Genomic DNA, 19,131 nt, shown 5'->3' with positions numbered 1-19,131 from the left:
GCCCGCATGCCCACCAGGATTCTGCCGGCCGGCGCTGACCCGGACGCCGTACGCTCCCTCACCACCCTGCTCAGCCAGCTCCCGGACGCCGAACCGGTCCCGCCGGTCACCGACTCCACCCAGCTGATCGACACCCTGGCCCGGCTCGCCGCGGAGTCGGTCGACGAACTCCCCGAGGTCGTCGTCGTCCATGAACGCATCGGTCCCGTACCGGCGCTGGAGCTGATCCGGGAGATAGCGCTGCGCTTCCCGGCCGTCGGCGTCATCCTGGTCACCACCGACGCGGGCCCCGCGCTGTTCGCCGCCGCGATGGACTCCGGCGCCCGCGGCCTGGTCGGGCTGCCACTGGCGTACGAGGACCTCGCGCACCGGGTGCAGGCCGTCGCCCAGTGGTCCAGCGGGGTGCGCCGCCATCTCGGGCACGGCGGGGCCGACGTGCTCAGCGGTCCCGGCGGCACGGTGATCACGGTCAGCGGGGCCAAGGGCGGCACCGGCGCCACCACGGTCGCGCTCCAACTCGCCCTCGCCGCCCAGGCTTCGGGGAAGTCCACCGCGCTGGCCGACCTCGACCTCCAGACCGGCGACGTGGCCTCCTTCCTGGACATCCAGTTCCGCCGCTCGGTCGCCGACCTCGCCGCCATCGCCGACATCTCCCCCCGCGTCCTCGCCGACGCCGTCTACCGCCACGACACCGGCCTCGCCCTGCTCCTCGCGCCCGGCGAGGGCGAACGCGGCGAGGAGGTCACCGACCGCGCCGTCCGCCAGATCATCCACGCCCTGCGCGCCCGCTACGAGGTCGTCGTCCTGGACTGCGGCGCCCAGCTCACCGGGGCCACCGCGGCCGCCGTGGAGGGCGCCGACACCGCGCTGCTGGTCACCACGCCCGACGTGGTCTCCGTACGCGCCGCCAAGCGGACCGTGCGGATGTGGGACCGGCTCCAGATCCGCAAGGCCGAGGAGACCACCGTCGTGGTCAACCGCCACACCCGCGTCACCGAGATCCAGCCCGCGCTGATCCAGCGCATCACCGGCACCGCCCTGGCCCGCACCACCGTGCCCGCCGCCTTCAAGGAGCTCCAGGGCGTGGTGGACGCCGGACGCGTCCATGAACTCGACGCCCGCAGCACCGTACGCCAGGCCCTGTGGGCCCTCGCCGGGGAACTGGGCCTGGCCAAGGCGCCCGACGGCCCCGCCCACCGGGGCGGCCGGCAGCGCGGCGGCGACCGGGGAGCCGTGGGCTTCCGGCGGCGGAAGGAGTAGGCATGAGGCGCCGCGGCAGGTTACGGGAGGACCGGGGGCAGGTGGCGATCGAGTTCCTCGGCATGACCCCGCTCATCGTGCTGACCCTGGTCCTGATGTGGCAGTGCGTGCTGGTCGGCTACGCCTTCACACTCGCCGGGAACGCCGCCGACGAGGCCGTACGGGCCGGCACCGCCGCCCCGAGGGGGGCCCGCGACGGGGCCTGCTCGGACGCCGGGCTGAAGCATCTGTCCGGGGCGTGGCGGGACGGGGCGTCGGTGAGCTGCGGCGGCACCGGCTACGTCACCGCCGACGTGTCGCTGAAGGTCCCCGTCCTCTTCCCCGGCTCCATCGACTTCCCGGTCACGGTGCGCGGCCACGCCGGTGCCGTGGAGGAGGTGAAGGACTGAGATGCCTGACATGCGCCGCAGCCGTACGCGCCCCCGCGACCGGGGCCAGGTCGCCATCGAGTACCTGGGGTTCGTCCCCGTCCTGCTGATCGTCGGGCTCGCCGGCATCCAGATCGGCGCCGTCGCCTACGCCGCCGAGCAGGCCGGCACCGCCGCGCGGGCCGGGGCGCGCGCCGCCTCGCTGCGCCAGGACGCGCAGGGGGCGTGCGCGGGCGCGGTCAGCGGCGGGCTCACCGTGACCTGCTCGGGCGGCGGCGGGGACGGCGCCTCGGTCACCGTGACGGCGACCGTCCAGATCCCCGACGTCGTGCCCGGCTGGGACCTGGGGAACGCCGTCAAGTCCGCCACCATGCCGCTCGACCACTGACGCCCGACCATCGACGCCCGACCACCGCGCCCGACCACCGACCAGGAGCGAGGAGCCGCCCATGAGCCTGCGGGCACGCATCAACTCCCCCGAGGAGCAGGGCAGCCGGGGCGAGGACGAACACCTGGTCGCCTCCTACCGGGCCAAGCTGCTCCAGGAGATCGACCTGGCGGAGATGAGTTCGCTCGCCGCCGCCGAGCGCCGGGCCCGGCTCGAACGCGTCCTCGGCCACATCATCAGCCGCGAGGGCCCGGTGCTCTCCACCGCCGAACGCGCCCAGTTGATCCGGCGCGTGGTGGACGAGGCACTCGGCCTCGGCATCCTGGAACCCCTCCTGGAGGACGCCTCCGTCACCGAGATCATGGTCAACGGCCCCGACTCGATCTTCGTGGAGCGCGGCGGCCGCGTCGAACGGCTGCCCCTGCGCTTCGCCTCCGCCGACCAGCTGATGCAGACCATCGAACGCATCGTCTCCACCGTCAACCGCCGTGTGGACGAGTCCAATCCGATGGTCGACGCCCGGCTGCCGTCCGGCGAACGCGTCAACGTCATCATCCCGCCGCTCTCCCTCAGCGGCCCCGTCCTCACCATCCGCCGCTTCCCGCGCTCCTACACCCTGAAAGAGCTGATCGGCTTCGGCTCGCTCGACGACCACATACTGCTGCTGCTCGCCGGTCTTGTGCAGGCCAAGTTCAACGTGATTGTTTCCGGCGCCACCGGCACCGGCAAGACCACCCTGCTCAACTCCCTGTCCGGACTGATCCCGGCGCACGAGCGCATCATCACCATCGAGGACTCCGCCGAACTCCAGCTCCAGCAGACCCACGTGGTCCGCCTGGAGTCCCGGCCGCCCAACGTCGAGGGCAGCGGCCAGGTCACCATCCGCGACCTCGTACGCAACTCCCTGCGCATGCGGCCCGACCGCATCGTGGTCGGCGAGGTCCGCGGCGGGGAGTCCCTGGACATGCTCCAGGCCATGTCCACCGGCCACGACGGCTCGCTCGCCACCGTGCACGCCAACAGCGCCGAGGACGCCCTCACCCGGCTCCAGACCCTCGCCTCCATGTCCGACGTGGAGGTGCCCTTCGCCGCGCTGCACGACCAGATCAACAGCGCCGTCGACGTACTCGTCCAGCTCACCCGGTTCGCGGACGGCGCCCGCCGCATCACCGAGGTCGCCCTGCTCGACAGCCACGGCGGCGAGCCGTACCGGCTGGCGACCGTCGCCCGCTTCGACGCCCGCCCCATGACCGCCGACGGCCAGGTCCACGGCGCCTTCCAGTACTTCCCGCTGCCCCGCCGCACCGCCGACCGCCTCTACATGGCCGGCCAGCCCGTGCCCCAGGCGTTCGGCGTCGCCCGCACCGCGGACCAGCTCGCCACCCGAGAAGCCAGGTAGGCCCATGGATCTGTCCACCCTCGTCCAGCTCACCACCGGCGTCACCCTGCTGACCTGCGTCCTCGCCGTCGCGGGCCTCCAGACCTACGCCTCCGGCCGGGCCCGGCGCGCCGCCCTGGAGGACCGGCTCGCGCACGCGGACCAGGTGTCGGCGGGCGGGCGCAGGCGCCGCTTCCGGGGGCTGGACCGCAGACTGCGCCGCACCTCGCTGGGCCGCGCGCTGGAACTCCGGCTCGCCGCCACCGGACTCGACCTCACCCCCGGTGAGTTCTTCGCCGGGATGCTCGCCGCGGTCGCCGCGCTCTGGCTCGTCGGACAGGCCACCCTGGCACCCTTCTTCGGCCCCATCGCCGGGCTCCTCGGCATCTGGGCGGCCGTGCAGTTCCTCAACTGGCAGCGCCAGAAACGCATCGAGCGCTTCATCAGCCAACTCCCGGAACTCTCCCGCATCCTGGCCAACGCCACCCAGGCCGGACTCGCCCTGCGCACCGCCATCGGCATGGCCGCCGAGGAGCTGGAGGCCCCGGCGGGAGAGGAACTCTCGCAAGTGGCCGATCAGTTGGCCATCGGCCACTCCATGGAGGACGCGCTCGGTGAACTCGCCGCCCGGCTGCCCTCCCGTGAACTCGTCGTCCTGGTCACCACCCTGGTGCTGTCCAACCGGGCGGGCGGCCAGGTGGTCTCGGCGCTGCGCAACCTCACCGAGACCCTGGAGGAGCGCAAGGAGACCCGGCGCGAGATCCGCACCCAGCTCTCCCAGGTCACCATGACCTCGTACGCCGTCCCCGCCCTCGGCGTCGGCGCGCTCTTCCTGATGAACGGCGTCAAGGACGGCGCCCTGGAACGCCTGACCGGCTCACCGGTCGGCCAGGGCTGCGTGATCATCGCCTTCGCCCTGTACGCGGTCGGGTTCGTCCTCATCCGCCGCATGAGCCGGATCGACGTGTGAGGGGATGACGGACCGGATGACACTCCTGCTCGCCCTGCTGGCGGCCCTCGGCGTCTGGGGCGCCTTCGCGGGCGTCCGCATGTACCGCGCCGAGACCAAGCTGCCCGGCGACCTCGCCCTCGCCCTGGAGATCGGCGCCACCCGAACCGGCGCGGTCGGCTCCGTCATCGACCGCATGGGCATGCGGTACGCGCCCCTCGTGCTGCGCCTGATGGGCCCCGGGCTGGTCGCCCGCTACCGCCGCCGCATCGACCTCGCGGGCAACCCCGGCGGCCTCACCATCGACCGCTACGCCGCCCGCCGCGCGGTCTACGGCGCGCTCGGCACCCTCGGCTTCCTGGTCTTCCTCCTGCGCGGCCAGTGGTTCGTCGCCCTGCTGCTGCTCGCCTTCGGCGCCTTCTGGACCGAGGTCGGCATCTGGTCCGCGATCCGGGTCCGCCGGGACGTGATCGAACGGACCCTGCCGGACTTCCTCGACGTCCTCGCCGTCGTCGTCAGCGCCGGCCTCGGCTTCCGCCAGGCCCTCGACCGCGTCTCCACCCACTACGAGGGCCCCTGGGCCGACGAACTCCGCATCACCCTGCGCCAGATGGACCTCGGCATGACCCGCCGCCAGGCGTTCACCGAACTCCGCCGCCGTAACGACTCCGAACAGGTCGCCATGTTCGTCACCGCCCTCCAGCAGGGCGAGGAACTCGGCGCCCCCATCGTCGACACCCTGGTCTCCCTGGCCAAGGACATGCGCCGCACGGACGCCCAGAACGCCCGCCGCAAGGCCGCCCGCGCGGTCCCCAAGGCCACGCTGATGATCACCACGTTCATGGTCCCGGCCACGATGCTGCTCCTGGGGGCGGGGCTGCTGCTGGGGTCGGGGGTGGACTTCGGGTCGTTGGCGGGGGAGTGAGGGGGGAATGAGTACGGGGGGAGGTCGGGCCATGACACGGAGGTCGGGTGCGCGGGCGTTCGGCGCGCGGCTGCCGGGGGCGGAGGGCGCCGACGCGGGCCGGGCGGACGGGCCCTCGCACGGGCCGGCCGGACCGGGGGAGCCGGGTCCGGGGCCGGGTGGCGGGGTTTTCGGGGGGCGTTCAGCGCCGGGCGCGGCCGGTTCTCCGGCCCGCGAGGCAGGATCTGACGAGGCTTTTGGCGGTCTTGGCCCGTGGCCGGGCGCGGACGGCGGGCCGGGGGCGCCGAGTCCGGGAGTCGGCGAGGACGGGTCACCGGTTGCCGGTCCCGGCGCCGGACTTCCAGAGCCCTCCGAGGGGCTGCAGGTCCGGGCTCTGCAGGCCGTGGGGCGGCAGGTGTTCGGGTTCCGGCTGGCGATGATCGTGCTGGCGGCTCCGGCGGCGCTGCTCAACGCCGCGCCCGGACTCGGGGCCCGGCTGGTCGGGGCCGCCGTCGTCGTCACGTTCATGGTGTCGTACGTACTCTTCCGCGACTGGGGCCGCTTCGGGCCCCTCCTGCTGCGCCACCCCAGCCTCCTCGCCGCCGACACCCTCTTCGGCTCGCTCCTCCTCGTCTCCGCCGGCCCGGACACCACCCTCGCCTACGTCAGCGTCTGCACCCCCCTGCTGGCCGGGCTCCTCTACGGCTGGCGCGGTGCCGCCTGCTTCGCCTCGCTCCAGTCGCTGATCCTGCTCCTCGTCCACGCCACCCTGGACGCCGGACGCCACACCGGCCTCGCCGAGACCCTGCTGCTGCCCGGCCTGTGCGTCATCACCGGCGCGATGGGCTCCACCCTGCGCAACCTGATGCTCCGGCTCGGTACCGCCACCCACGCCCTGACGGCCGTACGCGCCCGGCTGGCCGCCGCCGAGGCCGTGCAGACCGAACGGGCCCGCCTCGCCCGTGAGATGCACGACTCCCTCGCCAAGACCCTGCACGGCGTCGCCCTCGCCTCCGACGCTCTCGCCGTCACCGCCTCGTCCGCCACCCCCGACCCCGCCCGCCTGCGCCAGGAGGCGGAACTGGTCGCCCGCTCGGCCCGCCGGGCGGCGGCGGAGTCCCGCGAACTCCTCACCGACCTGCGCGAAGAGGCGCCGCACACCCCGTTCTGGCCGCAACTCAACCTCCAGGCAGCCGACTTCACGACCCGCACCGGTCTCCCCGTCACCTGCCACCGCACCGGCGACCCGATCCCGTACTTCCCTCCAGCCGCCACCCGTGCCCTCCTCGCCCTCACCGCCGAAGCCCTGGACAACGCCCACCGCCACGCGAACGCCACGCAGGTCGTCGTGACCGCGGGCATCCAGGACGGCCGCCTCTCCCTCTCGATCCACGACGACGGCAAGGGCCTCCCGGCGGACATCACCCTCCAAGATCTGCGCGGCGCGGGTCACTTCGGGCTGCTCGGCATGGTGGAGCGAGCGGCGTCCGTCGGGGCACGTATCCGTATCGGCCGGGGCGACCACGCGTCCGGCACCGGGATCAGCGTCGAACTCCCCCTGCCCGCCTGAGCCCAGCCCAGCCCACGAAAGGAGACTCCGATGTTCCCGCCGCCAACCCCCGCCGCCCCGCTGCGTCTCGTGGTCGCCGACGACAACCCCGTGGTCCGCGCCGGCCTCACCGCGCTCCTCACCGGCCGCGAGGACACCACGGTGGTGGCCGAGGCGGCGGACGGGCGCGAGGCGTACGAGGCCGCGCTGCTGCACCGGCCCGACGTCATCCTCCTCGACGTCCGGATGCCCGGCGTCGACGGAATCTCGGCATTGCCGCACCTGGTCCGGCTGGCGCCCGTCATGATGCTGACCTACAGCCATGAGACGGAGACCGTGCGGGAGGCTTTGCGGCTGGGGGCGGGGGGATATCTGGTGCACGGGGAATTCGGTACGGAGCAGTTGGTGCGGGCGGTGCGGGATGTACGCGAGGGGCGTCCGCATGTGACGCCGTCGGCAGCGCGGGCCCTGTTGCCTCCGCCATCGATCCCGAGTGCGACTGCACACACGCACCCCGAACTTCCCTATCCCTCCAGGGAGATGTTTGCAAAAGCCCTTTCGCAACTGCAATCCCCTGTGGGACAGTCATTCCGGTCGAGTTTTCAACTGAGCACCAGAGAGGCGGAGATCATGGACCTCGTCGCGTCCGGCATGACGAACCATCAGATCGCCGCCACCTGCTTCATCAGCGAGAAGACCGTCAAGAACCACATCAACCACATCTTCGCCAAACTCCACACCACCAACAGATCCCAGGCGACCGCCAAGTGGTTGGGGGTGGTGTGAGATGCGCGCGAGCAACCCCCACTGGGCCCGAATCTGGGCCCACGGACCCTGGTCCCCCCTCTTTCCCCCGCCGTACGGTGCCCGGATCGGAGGCGAATCCGGAGGGGAACACCATGAGCGATCCGATCCTCAAGCTGCTGGTTGCCATGCAACGCCGCACCAACGACAAAGGCCAGACCGCCGTCGAGTACCTGGGAATCATCGCGGTGGTGGTGGCGATCGTGCTCGCGGTGACGGGAACGAGTATCGGCTCGACGATCCTCGACAAGATCATGACGCAGATCAACAGAATCGTGTGATGATCCCTCGCCGAAACGGCGACGCCGGGCAGGCCTTCCCCATCTACATCACGGTGGTGGCGGGCCTGCTCTTTCTTGCCCTGGCCTATCTCGCGGTCGGGCAGGCCGCGGTCAACCGGGGTGGCGCCCAGACGGCGGCCGACGCCGCGGCCCTCGCGGCCGCGCAGAACGCGCGCGACCAGTTGGCCGCTGCCTGGGTGGATGACGTACTCGATCCCACCAAGTGGCATGAGATATTCACCGGCACCGTGCACATCGACGACCCGTGCTGGCGGGCGGGCGAGTTGGCGGCCCAGAACGACGCGCGGCTGGACGGCTGCGGCGGACTCGCGCTGAAATACACCGCCGACGTCACGACCAACAGAACGGTCGGGGATTCTGTCGTGCCCGGAACGGACGACCTCAAGTCCACCGCCTCCGCCACCGCCGTGATCAAGCCGCTCTGCACATTCGACCCGCCTGGAACGGGGCACGCGCTGCCCTCGCTCGATTGCGGTGGAATCCTCTGGAACCTCAAGCCGGACGGTGACGGTGATCTGCCCGGACCTGAAGACCTCTTTGATGTCCACCTGGCTGACTGACCAGTGAATGACCAGCGATGAAGGAAGCGGAGCGATGAGTATCGGATTCACTGCAAGGGCTCGAAGGGGGGCGGTCGCCTTGGTCATTGCGACTGGTCTTGCCGTTGGTGTGGTGAGTTGCGGAGGTGGTGGCGATGACAAGAATCCCGAGTCCTCGGCTTCGGCTGCCAGGAGCGAAGGATCACGGCCGAGCACTCAGGAAGGGAAATCGCAGGACCCGATAGCGGAACTGCGGGGTCAGGACGGTCTGCTGCTCCAGGTCATCTCCGCCGACCGCGATTCGGGCGGGTTCGTCACCGTGAACGGGAACCTGAAGAACGACGGCGCCAAATCGCTCGTCATTCCGTCCGGCCTCCGCGGTGACGAGACCGAGATCGTGCAGCACGGAACATCACTCGGTGGTGCGACCCTCGTGGACCCCGAGGGGAAGAAGCGCTACTACGTACTGCGGGACACCGATGGGCGGCCGCTGACGACCACCGGGCTGACGACGATCCAGTCGGGCCAGACCATCCCGGTCTTCATCCAGTTCCCCGCCCCGCCCGCCGGTACCGCCGAAGTGACTCTTCAGCTGCCGACGTTCTCCAGTGCCCCCATCAAAATCTCCGGCTGAGGCCAAAGTGACCACCACACGTCTCGCTCGCCTCCTGGCAGTCGCCGCGACCGCAGCCCTCCTCACTCCCCTCACCCCCGCCCACGCGGACGGCCCCAGCGAACCCCCCGGCACCGAACCCAGCGCGTCCGCGCCCGTCGAGGTGGACCCCACCGATCCGGATCTGAAGTTGCCGGAGGGGGCCACGCTGGCGGGGGCGAAGGTGCTGGACATCAAGTCCGTCGTCGAGGACCAGAGCGGGGACGAGCGCCGCGAGGACACCAACGCCGACGTCACCTTCGCCCTCCAGGCGGAAGTCCTCTTCGGCAAGGACAGCGCCAAGCTCGGCCCCGACGCCCGCGCCCGCATCACCACCATCGCCGCCGAGATCGAGAAGCAGAAGGCCACCCGCGTACGCGTCTTCGGCTTCACCGACGACCTCGGCTCCTCCGCCCACGGCGACGTCCTCTCCAAGCGAAGGGCCAACGCCGTACAGGCCGTACTGGACCAGGACCTCAACGCCCCCGGCGTCACCTTCGAGGTACGCGGCTACGGCGAGCAGTACCCCATCGCCGACAACTCCACCGAAGCGGGCCGCAAGAAGAACCGCCGCGTGGAGGTCTCCTTCCCCCGCACCGCCCAGTAGGGCCCTACCCCACCGACACGGAAACCCCCACCCCCAGCCCCCACCCCGCCATCACCCCGGCCCCCGCCTCCAGCACATGCCGGGACCGGAGCCGGGGCAGCCCCAGGCGCCCCGGCTCCATCGTGCGGACGGCGAGCACCCGGAGCGAACGGTCCAGGTACGCCACGTCGATGGCCATCCGCATCCCGAACGTGTGCACACTCGCGGCCGGCGACAGCAGCAGCGCCCCCTCGACCGAGTCCCGCCCGAGCAGCCCCCTGGTCCGCGCCCGATAGGACACCGCCAGCTCCAGCGGCACACACAGCTCGTCCCCACCCCGATGGATCGTCAGGGTTCCCCGCCCGTCCCGCCAGCGTGCCATCCCGCCCCACCTCCGCCGGGACCGTACCCACCGTCCACACGCCCCACGCGACTGTCAGTGCCCCCTGCCACACTCCGACGCATGACAGCCGAGCCCGAAGACGTACGCCTGCGCGGCGTGACCGAGGACGACCTCGAACTCTTCCTCGCCTTCGAACACGACCCGGAAGCCGTCCGCAGGTCCCGTTTCGCCCCGCGCCCCAGGGACGCCTTCCTCACCCACTGGCGCACCCGCGTCCTGCCCGACCCCGACTGCCTGGTGCGGACGGTCACCGTGGGCGGTGAGGTCGCGGGCAACGTCGTCTCCTGGACGCAGGACGGCAGACGCTTCGTCGGCTACTGGCTGGGCCGTCCCTACTGGCGCCGGGGCATAGGCAGCCGGGCCCTCGGCCTCTTCCTCGCCGAGGACCCCGTACGCCCCCTGTACGCCGACCCCTTCGCCGGCAACACCGCCTCGGTCGCCCTGCTGGAGAAGCACGGCTTCGCGCGCGTGGGGACGGCCGACGAGGACGGCCACGTACTCCTGTCCCTCGACCACCGGGCCCGGAAAGACGACCAGACCCCGAAAGACCACCAGGCCCCGAAAACCCCATGACGCCGGGCCCCCGCTCCAGAACCATGTCTCCCATGAACAGGTCTTTCGAGGAGCTGGTGGCCGAAGGCGCGTCCGTGCCCACCGAGGGGTGGGACTTCTCGTGGTTCGCGGGGCGGGCCAGTGAGGAGCGGCCGGAGTGGGGGTACGCCCGGTCGGCGGGGGAGCGGCTGGCGCGGGCGGAAGCCGTGCTCGACGTGCAGACCGGCGGCGGCGAAGTGCTCGGCTTCGCACTGGACCAGGCCGCCCCGGCCCGCCCCGCGCTGCTCGCGGCCACCGAGGGCTGGCCGCCGAACGTCGCCAAGGCGACCGCGCTGCTCGGCCCGCGCGGGGTGGTGGTCGTCGCCGCACCGGACGACACGCCCCTGCCCTTCGCCGACGGCGCCTTCGACCTGGTGCTGAGCAGACACCCCGTGACCCCGGACTGGCCGGAGATCGCGCGGGTGCTGCGGCCGGGCGGTACGTACTTCGCGCAGCACGTCGGACCGGCGAGCGCGTTCGAGCTGGTCGAGTACTTCCTCGGCCCTCAGCCGGAGGCGGTGCGCGGTGCCCGGCACCCCGACCGGGAGAGCGCCGGGGCGCGGGCGGCCGGGCTGGAGGTCGAGGAGGTGCGGGCGGCGCGGCTGCGGATGGAGTTCCACGACATCGCCGCCGTCGTGCACTTCCTGCGCAAGGTGATCTGGATGGTGCCGGACTTCACCGTCGAGGCGTACGAGGACCGGCTGCGCGCGCTGCACGAGCGGATCATGGCCGACGGCCCGTTCGTGGCGCACAGCACGCGCCATCTCTTCGTCGTCCGGAGACCGGTCGTCGCTTAGCGGAACCGTCAAGTCACCGTTCGTCGGCGGGGTCGTCCTTCGGGGGGACCCGGGCAGCGCTCGGCGAGGTCGCTGAAGTGGCGTAAAAACCTGATGATCGTTCGCCGAGAGGACGGATCGCCTGGGAATCCGATGCGAATCGGCCATCAGACACCCCTGAATCAAGCATTCCGGGCTTACCAGGGCGTCGCCGGGCAACTCCGCAGAGTAGTTATGGCGCGCCGGGTCGCGCTTCTGCCCTCACAAAGGGTTATGGTGGAAACCCCCCCTCGGGCCGGTCCGTCTCCCCCCCCCACGGACCGGCCCGTTTTTCTTGGGTGCGAGCCTCGCGGGTAGGCTCGGCCCTCGCGGGGACCGCAACCGCGGCCGTTTTGGAGGGGCTCTCACGTGAACCTGCGCGACAAGCTGCGCTCCCTGCTGGTCAGGCTCTACGCACGCCGGGTGGAAGGTCACCTGGACCACGCGGCGGTGCCGGAGCACATCGGCGTGATCATGGACGGCAACCGCCGCTGGGCGAAGGCCGCGGGTTCCAGCACGGTCCACGGCCACCGGGCCGGCGCCGAGAAGATCGAGGAATTCCTCGGCTGGTGCGGCGAGACCGACGTCAAGGTCGTCACCCTCTGGCTGCTGTCCACGGACAACTTCGACCGGCCGCAGGACGAACTGGGTCCGCTGCTGGACATCATCGACGGAGTCGTCCGCACCCTCGCCGAGGACGGCCGCTGGCGCGTGCACCACGTCGGCACCCGCGATCTGCTGCCCGCCGGGATGCAGCAGACCCTCAAGGAGGCCGAGGAGAGCACCGCCCACGTCGACGGCATAGTGGTCAACGTCGCCATCGGCTACGGCGGCCGCCAGGAGATCGCCGACGCCGTGCGCTCCATGCTGGCCGACGCCCAGGACAAGGGCGTCACCATGGCCGACCTCGCCGAGTCCGTCGACGTCGACATGATCGGCCGCCACCTCTACACCGGCGCCCAGCCCGACCCCGACCTGGTGATCCGCACCAGCGGTGAGCAGCGGCTCTCCGGGTTCATGCTCTGGCAGACCGCCCACTCGGAGTACTACTTCTGCGAGGTCTTCTGGCCGGCCTTCCGCAAGGTCGACTTCCTGCGCGCCCTGCGCGACTACGCCGCGCGTCACCGCCGCTACGGCGGCTGACCGGCACCCTCGCCTCGTACCAGGACACTCCACGCACCCCGTCGGCCACCGGCCCGGCGGGGTGTCCCTTGTACCCGGCCTCGCCCGGAAGTAACAGGGAGTTCACCGGCCTGCCGGTGGCCGCTTCTGCATGGTCGCGCGAGTTCGAGGGCATAACGCTCTCAGGCCGACACCCGAACCACGGGCGTCGGACTCAGCGGGCGGCACGGGGTCGCCCGCCCGGGAGGCCCTTTGCACCAGCCCGACCGTGCGTCGCCCGCACGGAAGCAGCCGCGGAGGGCCGGTCACCGGCCCGCCGCACGCGGGGGCCTTATGACCGGTCCAGTTCCACTTCGTCGCTCCCCGACCTCATCCGAGGGGGTACGTCCTTCCGTGGTGACCAGCACAAAGCGCCACAAGCCCGACCGGCGCACCTATGTTCTCGACACCAGCGTCCTGCTGGCCGACCCCAACGCCGTGACCCGGTTCGAGGAGCACGAGGTAGTGCTCCCGATCGTCGTGGTCACCGAGCTGGAGGCCAAGCGGCATCATCCCGAGCTCGGCTACTTCGCCCGCCAGGCCCTGCGCCTGCTGGACGACTACCGGGTCAGGTACGGCCGTCTCGACGCCCCCATCCCGATCGGGGAACTCGGCGGGACCGTCCGTGTCGAGCTCAACCACTCGGACCCCAGCGTGCTGCCCAGCGGCTACCGCCTGGGGGACAACGACTCCCGCATCCTCGCGGTGGCCCGCAATCTCCAGGCCGAGGGATTCGACGTCACCGTCGTGTCGAAGGACCTGCCGCTCAGGATCAAAGCGTCCTCGGTCGGTCTGCTGGCCGAGGAGTACCGCGCCGAACTCGCCATCACGGACTCCTCCGGCTGGACCGGCATGTCCGAACTGACGCTCCCCGGTGAACAGGTGGACATCCTCTTCGAGGAAGGCCATGTGTTCGTCCCCGAGGCGTCCGAGCTGCCCGTGCACACCGGACTGACCATCCAGTCCGAGCGCGGCAAGGCACTCGGCCGTGTCACCCCGGAGGGCAACGTCCGGCTGGTGCGCGGCGACCGGGAGGCGTTCGGCATCAAGGGCCGCAGCGCCGAGCAGCGCATCGCGCTCGACCTGCTGCTCGATCCGGACGTCGGCATCCTCTCCATGGGCGGCCGCGCCGGCACCGGCAAGTCGGCGCTGGCGCTGTGCGCGGGCCTGGAAGCGGTCCTGGAACGCCGTCAGCACCAGAAGGTGATGGTCTTCCGTCCGCTGTACGCGGTCGGCGGGCAGGAGCTGGGCTATCTGCCGGGCAGCGAGGCGGAGAAGATGGGCCCCTGGGCCCAGGCCGTCTTCGACACGCTCGGGGCGGTCGCCAGCAGGGAGGTCATAGAGGAGATCACGGCGCGCGGGATGCTGGAGGTCCTCCCGCTCACCCACATCCGCGGCCGCTCGCTGCACGACGCCTTCGTGATCGTGGACGAGGCGCAGTCGCTGGAGCGCAACGTGCTGCTGACGGTGCTCTCCCGGATCGGCGCCAACTCGCGGGTGGTGCTCACCCATGACGTGGCGCAGCGGGACAACCTGCGTGTCGGCCGCTACGACGGCGTGGTGGCCGTCGTGGAGAAGCTGAAGGGGCATCCGCTCTTCGCGCACGTCACGCTCAACCGGTCCGAAAGGTCCCAGATCGCGGCGCTGGTGACCGAAATGCTGGAGGACGGCCACATCTGACCCGTCATCGGACAGCCGCAGGCGCCGCCCGGAGAAGCCGAAGAGCTTAGCCGGGCGGCGTTTGCGTGCGCGGGTGTTTCCGGAATTCCCTTGGGCCAAACGAGGTGTGAGCTTTCACACGCAACCCGGAATTGCCACTCGCCGCCGGGTTACGGCAGAGTCTCAGTCCTGTCAGGCCCCGCATACGACACACCTGTACCCCGAGGCACGTTCCAGCCCACCGGCAGGCGCGATCCGACGGAGCAAGTCGCCAACTCCATAGCGTCGTCGTATGCCGCCCGAGCATCACGCGGCGCTCCCCGTGCGGGAGTTGCCCACCGGGCCCGTGTCTCCTGTGACCCTTCAGTTGGGAGGCCAGTGTCGGGGGCAAGATTGCGTCCGCCACGGTCACCGAAGCGGGCGATGCTGGAAGGAAACCGTGTGAGCCGGATTTCGGTCCGGGGATTCGCAGTGGCCTCCGCCACCGCGGTCACCGCCGTAGGAAGCGTCGTCGGAGTTGCCTCGGGCAGCGTCGCGCAGAACAACGACGCCGAGCCGACGGCCGCCGACGCCACGCTCCTCGCTGAGCTCCCCGCGGATCAGCAGGCGCAGGTTCAGACCGCGTCCCTGACGCAGCAGGCCGACGCGCAGGCCATCGCGGCCGACGCGAGCGCCAAGAAGGACGCGGAGGCAGCGGCCCGCAAGGCCGCCGCCGAGACGGCCATCGCCAAGAAGAAGGACGCCGAGAAGGCGGCCGAGCTGGCCAAGGAGCGTGCCGAGACCAAGGCCGCCGCCGCCAGCCGCGACGATGTCCGCGACGCCTCCAGCTTCGCCCCCCAGGGCAGCTACTCCGTCGCCCAGATCCAGGCCATGGCCCGTCAGATGGTGGGCGCCGGCCAGTTCCAGTGCTTCAGCAACATCGTGAACCACGAGTCGAGCTGGAACTACCGCGCCGTCAACGCCTCCTCCGGTGCCTACGGCCTCTTCCAGGCGCTGCCCGGCTCCAAGATGGGCTCGGTGGGCGCCGACTGGCAGACCAACCCGGCCACCCAGATCAAGTGGGGCCTCAACTACATGGACAGCCGCTACGGCAGCCCGTGCGAGGCATGGACCTTCTGGCAGGCCAACCACTGGTACTGAGCGGCTTCCTGACGCCCGGCCCCGCGCAGCCCCTCCCCCTCCTGGGGTGAGGGGCTTTCGCACTGTACGGTCGTCCTCGGACGGCTCCCCCTGTGTGACGAAGCGCGACGGAGTGGGCCCGGGACGCGGGGGAAGGGTACGGAACATGACGCGAATGCCAGGATGGCTCGGCCGGGTAGGTGCCGGCCTGACCGAGATGAGTGAGCGCCTGGACGAGCGCCGCGCCGAGGTCGAGAAGGAGCACGCCGGACCGGACGTGCCGCCCGAGGCCGCGGCCGTCCCCGCGCCGCGTCCCGCTCCGCCCGCCCCGCGCCCCGATCCCGCGCACGCCGTGCCGTGGGGTGTCCGGGTCGCCGCCGAGGCGGGCTGGCGGCTGCTGGTCCTGGCCGGCACGGTCTGGGTGCTGATGCGGGTCATCAGCGCCGTCCAGCTCGTGGTGTTCGCGTTCGTGGTCGCCCTGCTGGTCACCGCGCTGCTCCAGCCGACCGTGGCCCGGCTGATGCGTTACGGCATGCCGCGTGGTCCGTCGACGGCGCTGACCGCCATATCGGGCTTCGTGATCATCGGGCTGCTGGGCTGGTTCGTGACCTGGCAGGTCATGGAGAACATCGACACCCTCTCCAGCCAGATCCAGAACGGCATCGACGATCTGCGCAACTGGCTGCTGAAGAGCCCGTTCCATGTCACCGACAAGCAGATCAACCAGATCGCCAAGAACCTCCGCGAGGCCGTCGGAGCCAACACCGACCAGATAACTTCGGCCGGTCTGGAGGGAGTTCAGGTCGTCGTCGAGGCGCTGACCGGCATCCTGCTGGTCTTCTTCTCGACGCTCTTCCTGCTGTACGACGGCAAGCGGATCTGGGAGTGGTTCCTGAAGCTGGTCCCCGCCGCCGCCCGTCCGGGCGTGGCCGGTGCCGGCCCGCGCGCCTGGGCCACCCTGACCGCGTATGTGCGCGGCACGGTGCTGGTCGCGCTGATCGACGCCATATTCATCGGACTCGGGATCTACTTCCTCGATGTGCCGATGGCGGTGCCGCTGGCGGTCTTCATCTTCCTGTTCTCGTTCATCCCGCTGGTCGGCGCGGTCGCCTCCGGCGCGCTCGCGATCGTCGTGGCGCTGGTGACGCAGGGCGTGTTCACCGCGCTGATGACCCTGGCGGTGGTGCTCGCGGTCCAGCAGATCGAGGGGCACGTCCTCCAGCCGTTCATCCTGGGCCGGGCGGTGCGGGTCCATCCGCTCGCGGTGGTCCTCACGGTCGCGGCCGGCGCCATGGTGGCCGGCGTCGGCGGCGCGGTGGTGGCCGTACCGCTGGTGGCGGTGACGAACACGGTGGTGGGGTATCTGCGGCAGTACTCCCAGCAGGCGCAGGCAGCTCCCGATCCCGAACCGGAGGCCGTCGAGACCGAGGTGCCGTCCGGGGAAGCCCCGGAGAACACCGAGGGCCTCGCCCACCAGGAGTGAGCGAGGCCCCGGTACAGCGGGACTACTCGGCGAGGACGGCCTCGGCCTCGAGCGTGACGCCGACCGCCTGAACCACGGAGGCGATCTTGAACGCCTCCTGGATCACGTCGCGCTCGACGCCGGCCTTGCGGAGCACCTGCTCGTGCGAGTCGAGGCACAGACCGCAGCCGTTGATCGCGGAGACCGCGAAGGACCACAGCTCGAAGTCGACCTTGTCGACGCCGGGGTTGCCGATGACGTTCATCCGCAGACCGGCGCGCAGGGTGCCGTACTCGTGGTCCGACAGCAGGTGCCGGGTGCGGTAGAAGACGTTGTTCATCGCCATGATGGCGGCGGCGGCCTTGGCCGCGTCGTACGCCTCCGGCGACAGGTTCGCCTTCGCGTCCGGCTCCAGCTCACGCAGCACGATGGGGGAGCGCGAGGCGATCGCGGTCGCCAGCACGGTGCCCCACAGCTGCTGCGCCGGGAGGTCGGAGTTGCCGATGACCGAGCCCAGGTTGAGCTTCAGGTCCTTGGCGTAGTCCGGGACGCGGGACTTCAGCGAGTCGAGGGACATGGGTCACTCACCAGCCAGCAGCGCGACCGGGTCGAGGGTGTCCTCGCCCTTGCTCCAGTTGCACGGGCACAGCTCGTCCGTCTGGAGGGCGTCGAGGACCCGCAGGACCTCCTTGGGGTTACGGCCGACGGAGCCGGCGGTCACCATGGTGAACTGGATCTCGTTGTTCTGGTCGACGATGAAGACGGCGCGCTTGGCGAAGCCGTCCTCGCCCTCGATGCCCAGGTCGCGCATCAGCTCGTGCTTGGAGTCCGCCATCATCGGGAACGGCAGGTCGGTCAGGTCCGGGTGGTCCTTGCGCCAGGCGTGGTGGACGAACTCGGAGTCGCCGGAGAAGCCGAGGACCTGCGCGTCACGGTCGGCGAACTCGTCGTTCAGCTTGCCGAAGGCGGCGATCTCGGTCGGGCACACGAAGGTGAAGTCCTTGGGCCACGCGAAGACGATCTTCCACTTGCCCTCGTAGGTCTTGTGGTCGATCGTTCCGAACTCCTTGCCCTTCTCCAGCGAGACGCAGGCGGTCAGTTCGAACTCGGGGAACTTGTCACCGACAGTGAGCACGTGCTCTCCTTGCAGCGCGGGGACACCCCGGGTCGCGGGATGTCTCCCTTGGGTTGGACTGGGCCGATGGTGGCACAGGGTGGATTGATTAGTGAAATAGCTACACTCGGTCTGGTTGATCGGAGGTGGCTATCAGTGACCATCAGTAGTGGCAAGCGGAAGCAGCCGACGCTGGCGCAGCTGCGCGCCTTCTCGGCGGTCGCCGAGCATCTGCACTTCCGGGACGCGGCCGCCGCCATCGGGATGAGCCAGCCCGCGCTGTCCGGGGCGGTCGCCGCGCTGGAGGAGACCCTCGGGGTGGCCCTGGTGGAGCGTACGACCCGCAAGGTGCTGCTCTCCTCCGCCGGGGAGCGGCTCGCGGTGCGGGCGAAGGCGGTGCTGGCCGAGATGGGGGCGCTGCTGGAGGAGGCGGAGGCGGTCCGGGCGCCCTTCACCGGGGTGCTGCGGCTCGGTGCCATCCCGACCGTCGCCCCGTATCTGCTGCCGACCGTGCTGCGTCTGGTGCACGAACGCTATCCGCAGCTCGACCTCCAGGTACATGAGGAGCAGACCGCCAGCCTGCTGGAGGGGCTGCACTCCGGGCGGCTCGACCTGCTGCTGCTCGCCGTGCCCCTCGGTGTGCCCGGCGTGGCCGAACTCCCGCTGTTCGACGAGGATTTCGTGCTCGTCACCCCGCTCGGCCACGACCTGGGCTGCCGCAGCGGCATCCCGCGCGAGGCGCTGCGCGAGCTGAACCTGCTGCTGCTGGACGAGGGGCACTGTCTGCGTGACCAGGCGCTGGAGATCTGCCGGGAGGCCGGCCGGGAGATCCGGGGCGGGGGCGCGGCCCCGGTCACCACGACCGCCGCCGGGCTCTCCACCCTGGTCCAGCTGGTCGCGGGTGGGCTCGGCTGCACCCTGCTGCCGCGCACCGCCATACGCCTGGAGGCGACCCGGGGCAGCAAGGTCCTCACCGGCTCCTTCGCCGCCCCGGCCCCGAGCCGCCGTATCGCCCTCGCCATGCGCACGGCCGCGGCCCGCTCCGCCGAGTACGAGGAGCTGGCCGCGGCCCTGCGCGAGGAGATGCGTCCGCTGCCCGTACGGATCGTGGGCGCGGCGGACTGACCA

At 71.0% G+C, this 19,131-nt stretch carries 22 protein-coding genes; 19 read left to right on the top strand and 3 right to left on the bottom strand.

The window, feature by feature from the left end; translation table 11 throughout:
• Window positions 1-6 precede the first annotated feature (6 nt).
• From ACIGA3_RS23400 to ACIGA3_RS23345, 12 genes are all read left to right on the top strand, one after another.
• A complete protein-coding gene (locus ACIGA3_RS23400) occupies window positions 7-1,260 on the top strand; it encodes a CpaE family protein (RefSeq protein WP_399718880.1) in 1,254 nt (417 codons plus the stop codon).
• Between the two features lie 2 nt (window positions 1,261-1,262).
• On the top strand, window positions 1,263-1,649 hold the full coding sequence (locus ACIGA3_RS23395; RefSeq protein WP_399718877.1) for a TadE family protein: 387 nt from the start codon (window positions 1,263-1,265) through the stop codon (window positions 1,647-1,649).
• Window position 1,650: 1 nt separating this feature from the next.
• Window positions 1,651-2,016: a TadE/TadG family type IV pilus assembly protein gene (locus ACIGA3_RS23390; RefSeq protein WP_399718874.1), complete on the top strand. Its 366-nt coding sequence runs from the start codon at window positions 1,651-1,653 to the stop codon at window positions 2,014-2,016.
• A gap of 61 nt (window positions 2,017-2,077) precedes the next feature.
• A complete protein-coding gene (locus tag ACIGA3_RS23385) occupies window positions 2,078-3,415 on the top strand; it encodes a CpaF family protein (protein ID WP_399718872.1) in 1,338 nt (445 codons plus the stop codon).
• Between the two features lie 4 nt (window positions 3,416-3,419).
• A complete protein-coding gene (locus ACIGA3_RS23380; RefSeq protein WP_399718870.1) occupies window positions 3,420-4,364 on the top strand; it encodes a type II secretion system F family protein in 945 nt (314 codons plus the stop codon).
• 16 nt (window positions 4,365-4,380) lie between these two features.
• Window positions 4,381-5,268 (top strand): DUF5936 domain-containing protein, encoded by an 888-nt coding sequence (locus ACIGA3_RS23375; protein ID WP_399718867.1) that lies wholly within the window; start codon window positions 4,381-4,383, stop codon window positions 5,266-5,268.
• 70 nt (window positions 5,269-5,338) lie between these two features.
• Window positions 5,339-6,817 (top strand): sensor histidine kinase, encoded by a 1,479-nt coding sequence (locus ACIGA3_RS23370; RefSeq protein WP_399719256.1) that lies wholly within the window; start codon window positions 5,339-5,341, stop codon window positions 6,815-6,817.
• Window positions 6,818-6,847: 30 nt separating this feature from the next.
• On the top strand, window positions 6,848-7,582 hold the full coding sequence (locus ACIGA3_RS23365) for a response regulator (protein ID WP_399718864.1): 735 nt from the start codon (window positions 6,848-6,850) through the stop codon (window positions 7,580-7,582).
• Between the two features lie 113 nt (window positions 7,583-7,695).
• Window positions 7,696-7,881, top strand: a complete 186-nt coding sequence (locus tag ACIGA3_RS23360; RefSeq protein WP_399718862.1) for a hypothetical protein — start codon at window positions 7,696-7,698, stop codon at window positions 7,879-7,881.
• A complete protein-coding gene (locus ACIGA3_RS23355; RefSeq protein WP_399718859.1) occupies window positions 7,881-8,462 on the top strand; it encodes a pilus assembly protein TadG-related protein in 582 nt (193 codons plus the stop codon). The genes ACIGA3_RS23360 and ACIGA3_RS23355 overlap by 1 nt, the downstream gene beginning before the upstream one ends.
• Before the next feature lie 34 nt (window positions 8,463-8,496).
• The gene (locus tag ACIGA3_RS23350; protein WP_399718856.1) at window positions 8,497-9,075 is read left to right on the top strand and encodes a hypothetical protein; all 579 of its coding nucleotides are present in this window, start codon (window positions 8,497-8,499) and stop codon (window positions 9,073-9,075) included.
• A gap of 7 nt (window positions 9,076-9,082) precedes the next feature.
• Window positions 9,083-9,700 (top strand): OmpA family protein, encoded by a 618-nt coding sequence (locus tag ACIGA3_RS23345; protein WP_399718853.1) that lies wholly within the window; start codon window positions 9,083-9,085, stop codon window positions 9,698-9,700.
• A 4-nt stretch (window positions 9,701-9,704) separates the two neighbouring features.
• Here the strand turns inward: ACIGA3_RS23345 and ACIGA3_RS23340 are convergent, their stop codons facing one another.
• Entirely contained in the window at window positions 9,705-10,061 is a 357-nt protein-coding gene (locus ACIGA3_RS23340; RefSeq protein ID WP_399718850.1) for a DUF192 domain-containing protein, read from the bottom strand.
• An 81-nt stretch (window positions 10,062-10,142) separates the two neighbouring features.
• Between ACIGA3_RS23340 and ACIGA3_RS23335 the strand changes: the two genes are divergently transcribed.
• From ACIGA3_RS23335 to ACIGA3_RS23310, 6 genes are all read left to right on the top strand, one after another.
• Window positions 10,143-10,655, top strand: a complete 513-nt coding sequence (locus ACIGA3_RS23335) for a GNAT family N-acetyltransferase (protein ID WP_399718848.1) — start codon at window positions 10,143-10,145, stop codon at window positions 10,653-10,655.
• 23 nt (window positions 10,656-10,678) lie between these two features.
• Window positions 10,679-11,470: a methyltransferase domain-containing protein gene (locus tag ACIGA3_RS23330; RefSeq protein WP_399718845.1), complete on the top strand. Its 792-nt coding sequence runs from the start codon at window positions 10,679-10,681 to the stop codon at window positions 11,468-11,470.
• A gap of 387 nt (window positions 11,471-11,857) precedes the next feature.
• A complete protein-coding gene (locus ACIGA3_RS23325) occupies window positions 11,858-12,631 on the top strand; it encodes an isoprenyl transferase (protein WP_399718842.1) in 774 nt (257 codons plus the stop codon).
• A gap of 372 nt (window positions 12,632-13,003) precedes the next feature.
• Entirely contained in the window at window positions 13,004-14,329 is a 1,326-nt protein-coding gene (locus ACIGA3_RS23320; RefSeq protein ID WP_399718839.1) for a PhoH family protein, read from the top strand.
• A gap of 402 nt (window positions 14,330-14,731) precedes the next feature.
• Window positions 14,732-15,448, top strand: coding sequence for a transglycosylase SLT domain-containing protein (locus ACIGA3_RS23315; protein ID WP_399718837.1), 717 nt, complete (start codon window positions 14,732-14,734; stop codon window positions 15,446-15,448).
• 145 nt (window positions 15,449-15,593) lie between these two features.
• Entirely contained in the window at window positions 15,594-16,910 is a 1,317-nt protein-coding gene (locus tag ACIGA3_RS23310) for an AI-2E family transporter (protein WP_399718834.1), read from the top strand.
• Between the two features lie 22 nt (window positions 16,911-16,932).
• Here ACIGA3_RS23310 and ACIGA3_RS23305 read toward each other — a convergent pair whose 3' ends face one another.
• Both ACIGA3_RS23305 and ACIGA3_RS23300 read right to left on the bottom strand, forming a co-directional pair.
• Window positions 16,933-17,466, bottom strand: a complete 534-nt coding sequence (locus ACIGA3_RS23305) for an alkyl hydroperoxide reductase (RefSeq protein ID WP_399718831.1) — start codon at window positions 17,464-17,466, stop codon at window positions 16,933-16,935.
• Between the two features lie 3 nt (window positions 17,467-17,469).
• A complete protein-coding gene (locus ACIGA3_RS23300; protein ID WP_388996134.1) occupies window positions 17,470-18,024 on the bottom strand; it encodes a peroxiredoxin in 555 nt (184 codons plus the stop codon).
• A 135-nt stretch (window positions 18,025-18,159) separates the two neighbouring features.
• On the opposite strand from ACIGA3_RS23300, the gene ACIGA3_RS23295 reads away from it, so the two are divergent.
• Window positions 18,160-19,128, top strand: coding sequence for a hydrogen peroxide-inducible genes activator (locus ACIGA3_RS23295; RefSeq protein ID WP_399718829.1), 969 nt, complete (start codon window positions 18,160-18,162; stop codon window positions 19,126-19,128).
• Window positions 19,129-19,131 lie beyond the last annotated feature (3 nt).

It is taken from the genome of Streptomyces sp. NPDC085596 (genome assembly GCF_044541565.1).
In the GTDB taxonomy this organism is placed as follows: domain Bacteria; phylum Actinomycetota; class Actinomycetes; order Streptomycetales; family Streptomycetaceae; genus Streptomyces.
The sequence above is the reverse complement of the archived record's forward strand: the minus strand, read 5'-3'. Positions and strand labels throughout refer to the sequence as shown.

Coding starts and splice junctions, on each gene's coding strand:
- ACIGA3_RS23400 (WP_399718880.1), top strand. CDS start 7: ATGCCCACCAGGATTCTGCCGGCCGGCGCTGACCCGGACGCCGTACGC.
- ACIGA3_RS23395 (WP_399718877.1), top strand. CDS start 1,263: ATGAGGCGCCGCGGCAGGTTACGGGAGGACCGGGGGCAGGTGGCGATC.
- ACIGA3_RS23390 (WP_399718874.1), top strand. CDS start 1,651: ATGCCTGACATGCGCCGCAGCCGTACGCGCCCCCGCGACCGGGGCCAG.
- ACIGA3_RS23385 (WP_399718872.1), top strand. CDS start 2,078: ATGAGCCTGCGGGCACGCATCAACTCCCCCGAGGAGCAGGGCAGCCGG.
- ACIGA3_RS23380 (WP_399718870.1), top strand. CDS start 3,420: ATGGATCTGTCCACCCTCGTCCAGCTCACCACCGGCGTCACCCTGCTG.
- ACIGA3_RS23375 (WP_399718867.1), top strand. CDS start 4,381: ATGACACTCCTGCTCGCCCTGCTGGCGGCCCTCGGCGTCTGGGGCGCC.
- ACIGA3_RS23365 (WP_399718864.1), top strand. CDS start 6,848: ATGTTCCCGCCGCCAACCCCCGCCGCCCCGCTGCGTCTCGTGGTCGCC.
- ACIGA3_RS23360 (WP_399718862.1), top strand. CDS start 7,696: ATGAGCGATCCGATCCTCAAGCTGCTGGTTGCCATGCAACGCCGCACC.
- ACIGA3_RS23355 (WP_399718859.1), top strand. CDS start 7,881: ATGATCCCTCGCCGAAACGGCGACGCCGGGCAGGCCTTCCCCATCTAC.
- ACIGA3_RS23350 (WP_399718856.1), top strand. CDS start 8,497: ATGAGTATCGGATTCACTGCAAGGGCTCGAAGGGGGGCGGTCGCCTTG.
- ACIGA3_RS23340 (WP_399718850.1), bottom strand. CDS start 10,061: ATGGCACGCTGGCGGGACGGGCGGGGAACCCTGACGATCCATCGGGGT.
- ACIGA3_RS23335 (WP_399718848.1), top strand. CDS start 10,143: ATGACAGCCGAGCCCGAAGACGTACGCCTGCGCGGCGTGACCGAGGAC.
- ACIGA3_RS23330 (WP_399718845.1), top strand. CDS start 10,679: ATGTCTCCCATGAACAGGTCTTTCGAGGAGCTGGTGGCCGAAGGCGCG.
- ACIGA3_RS23315 (WP_399718837.1), top strand. CDS start 14,732: ATGCTGGAAGGAAACCGTGTGAGCCGGATTTCGGTCCGGGGATTCGCA.
- ACIGA3_RS23310 (WP_399718834.1), top strand. CDS start 15,594: ATGACGCGAATGCCAGGATGGCTCGGCCGGGTAGGTGCCGGCCTGACC.
- ACIGA3_RS23305 (WP_399718831.1), bottom strand. CDS start 17,466: ATGTCCCTCGACTCGCTGAAGTCCCGCGTCCCGGACTACGCCAAGGAC.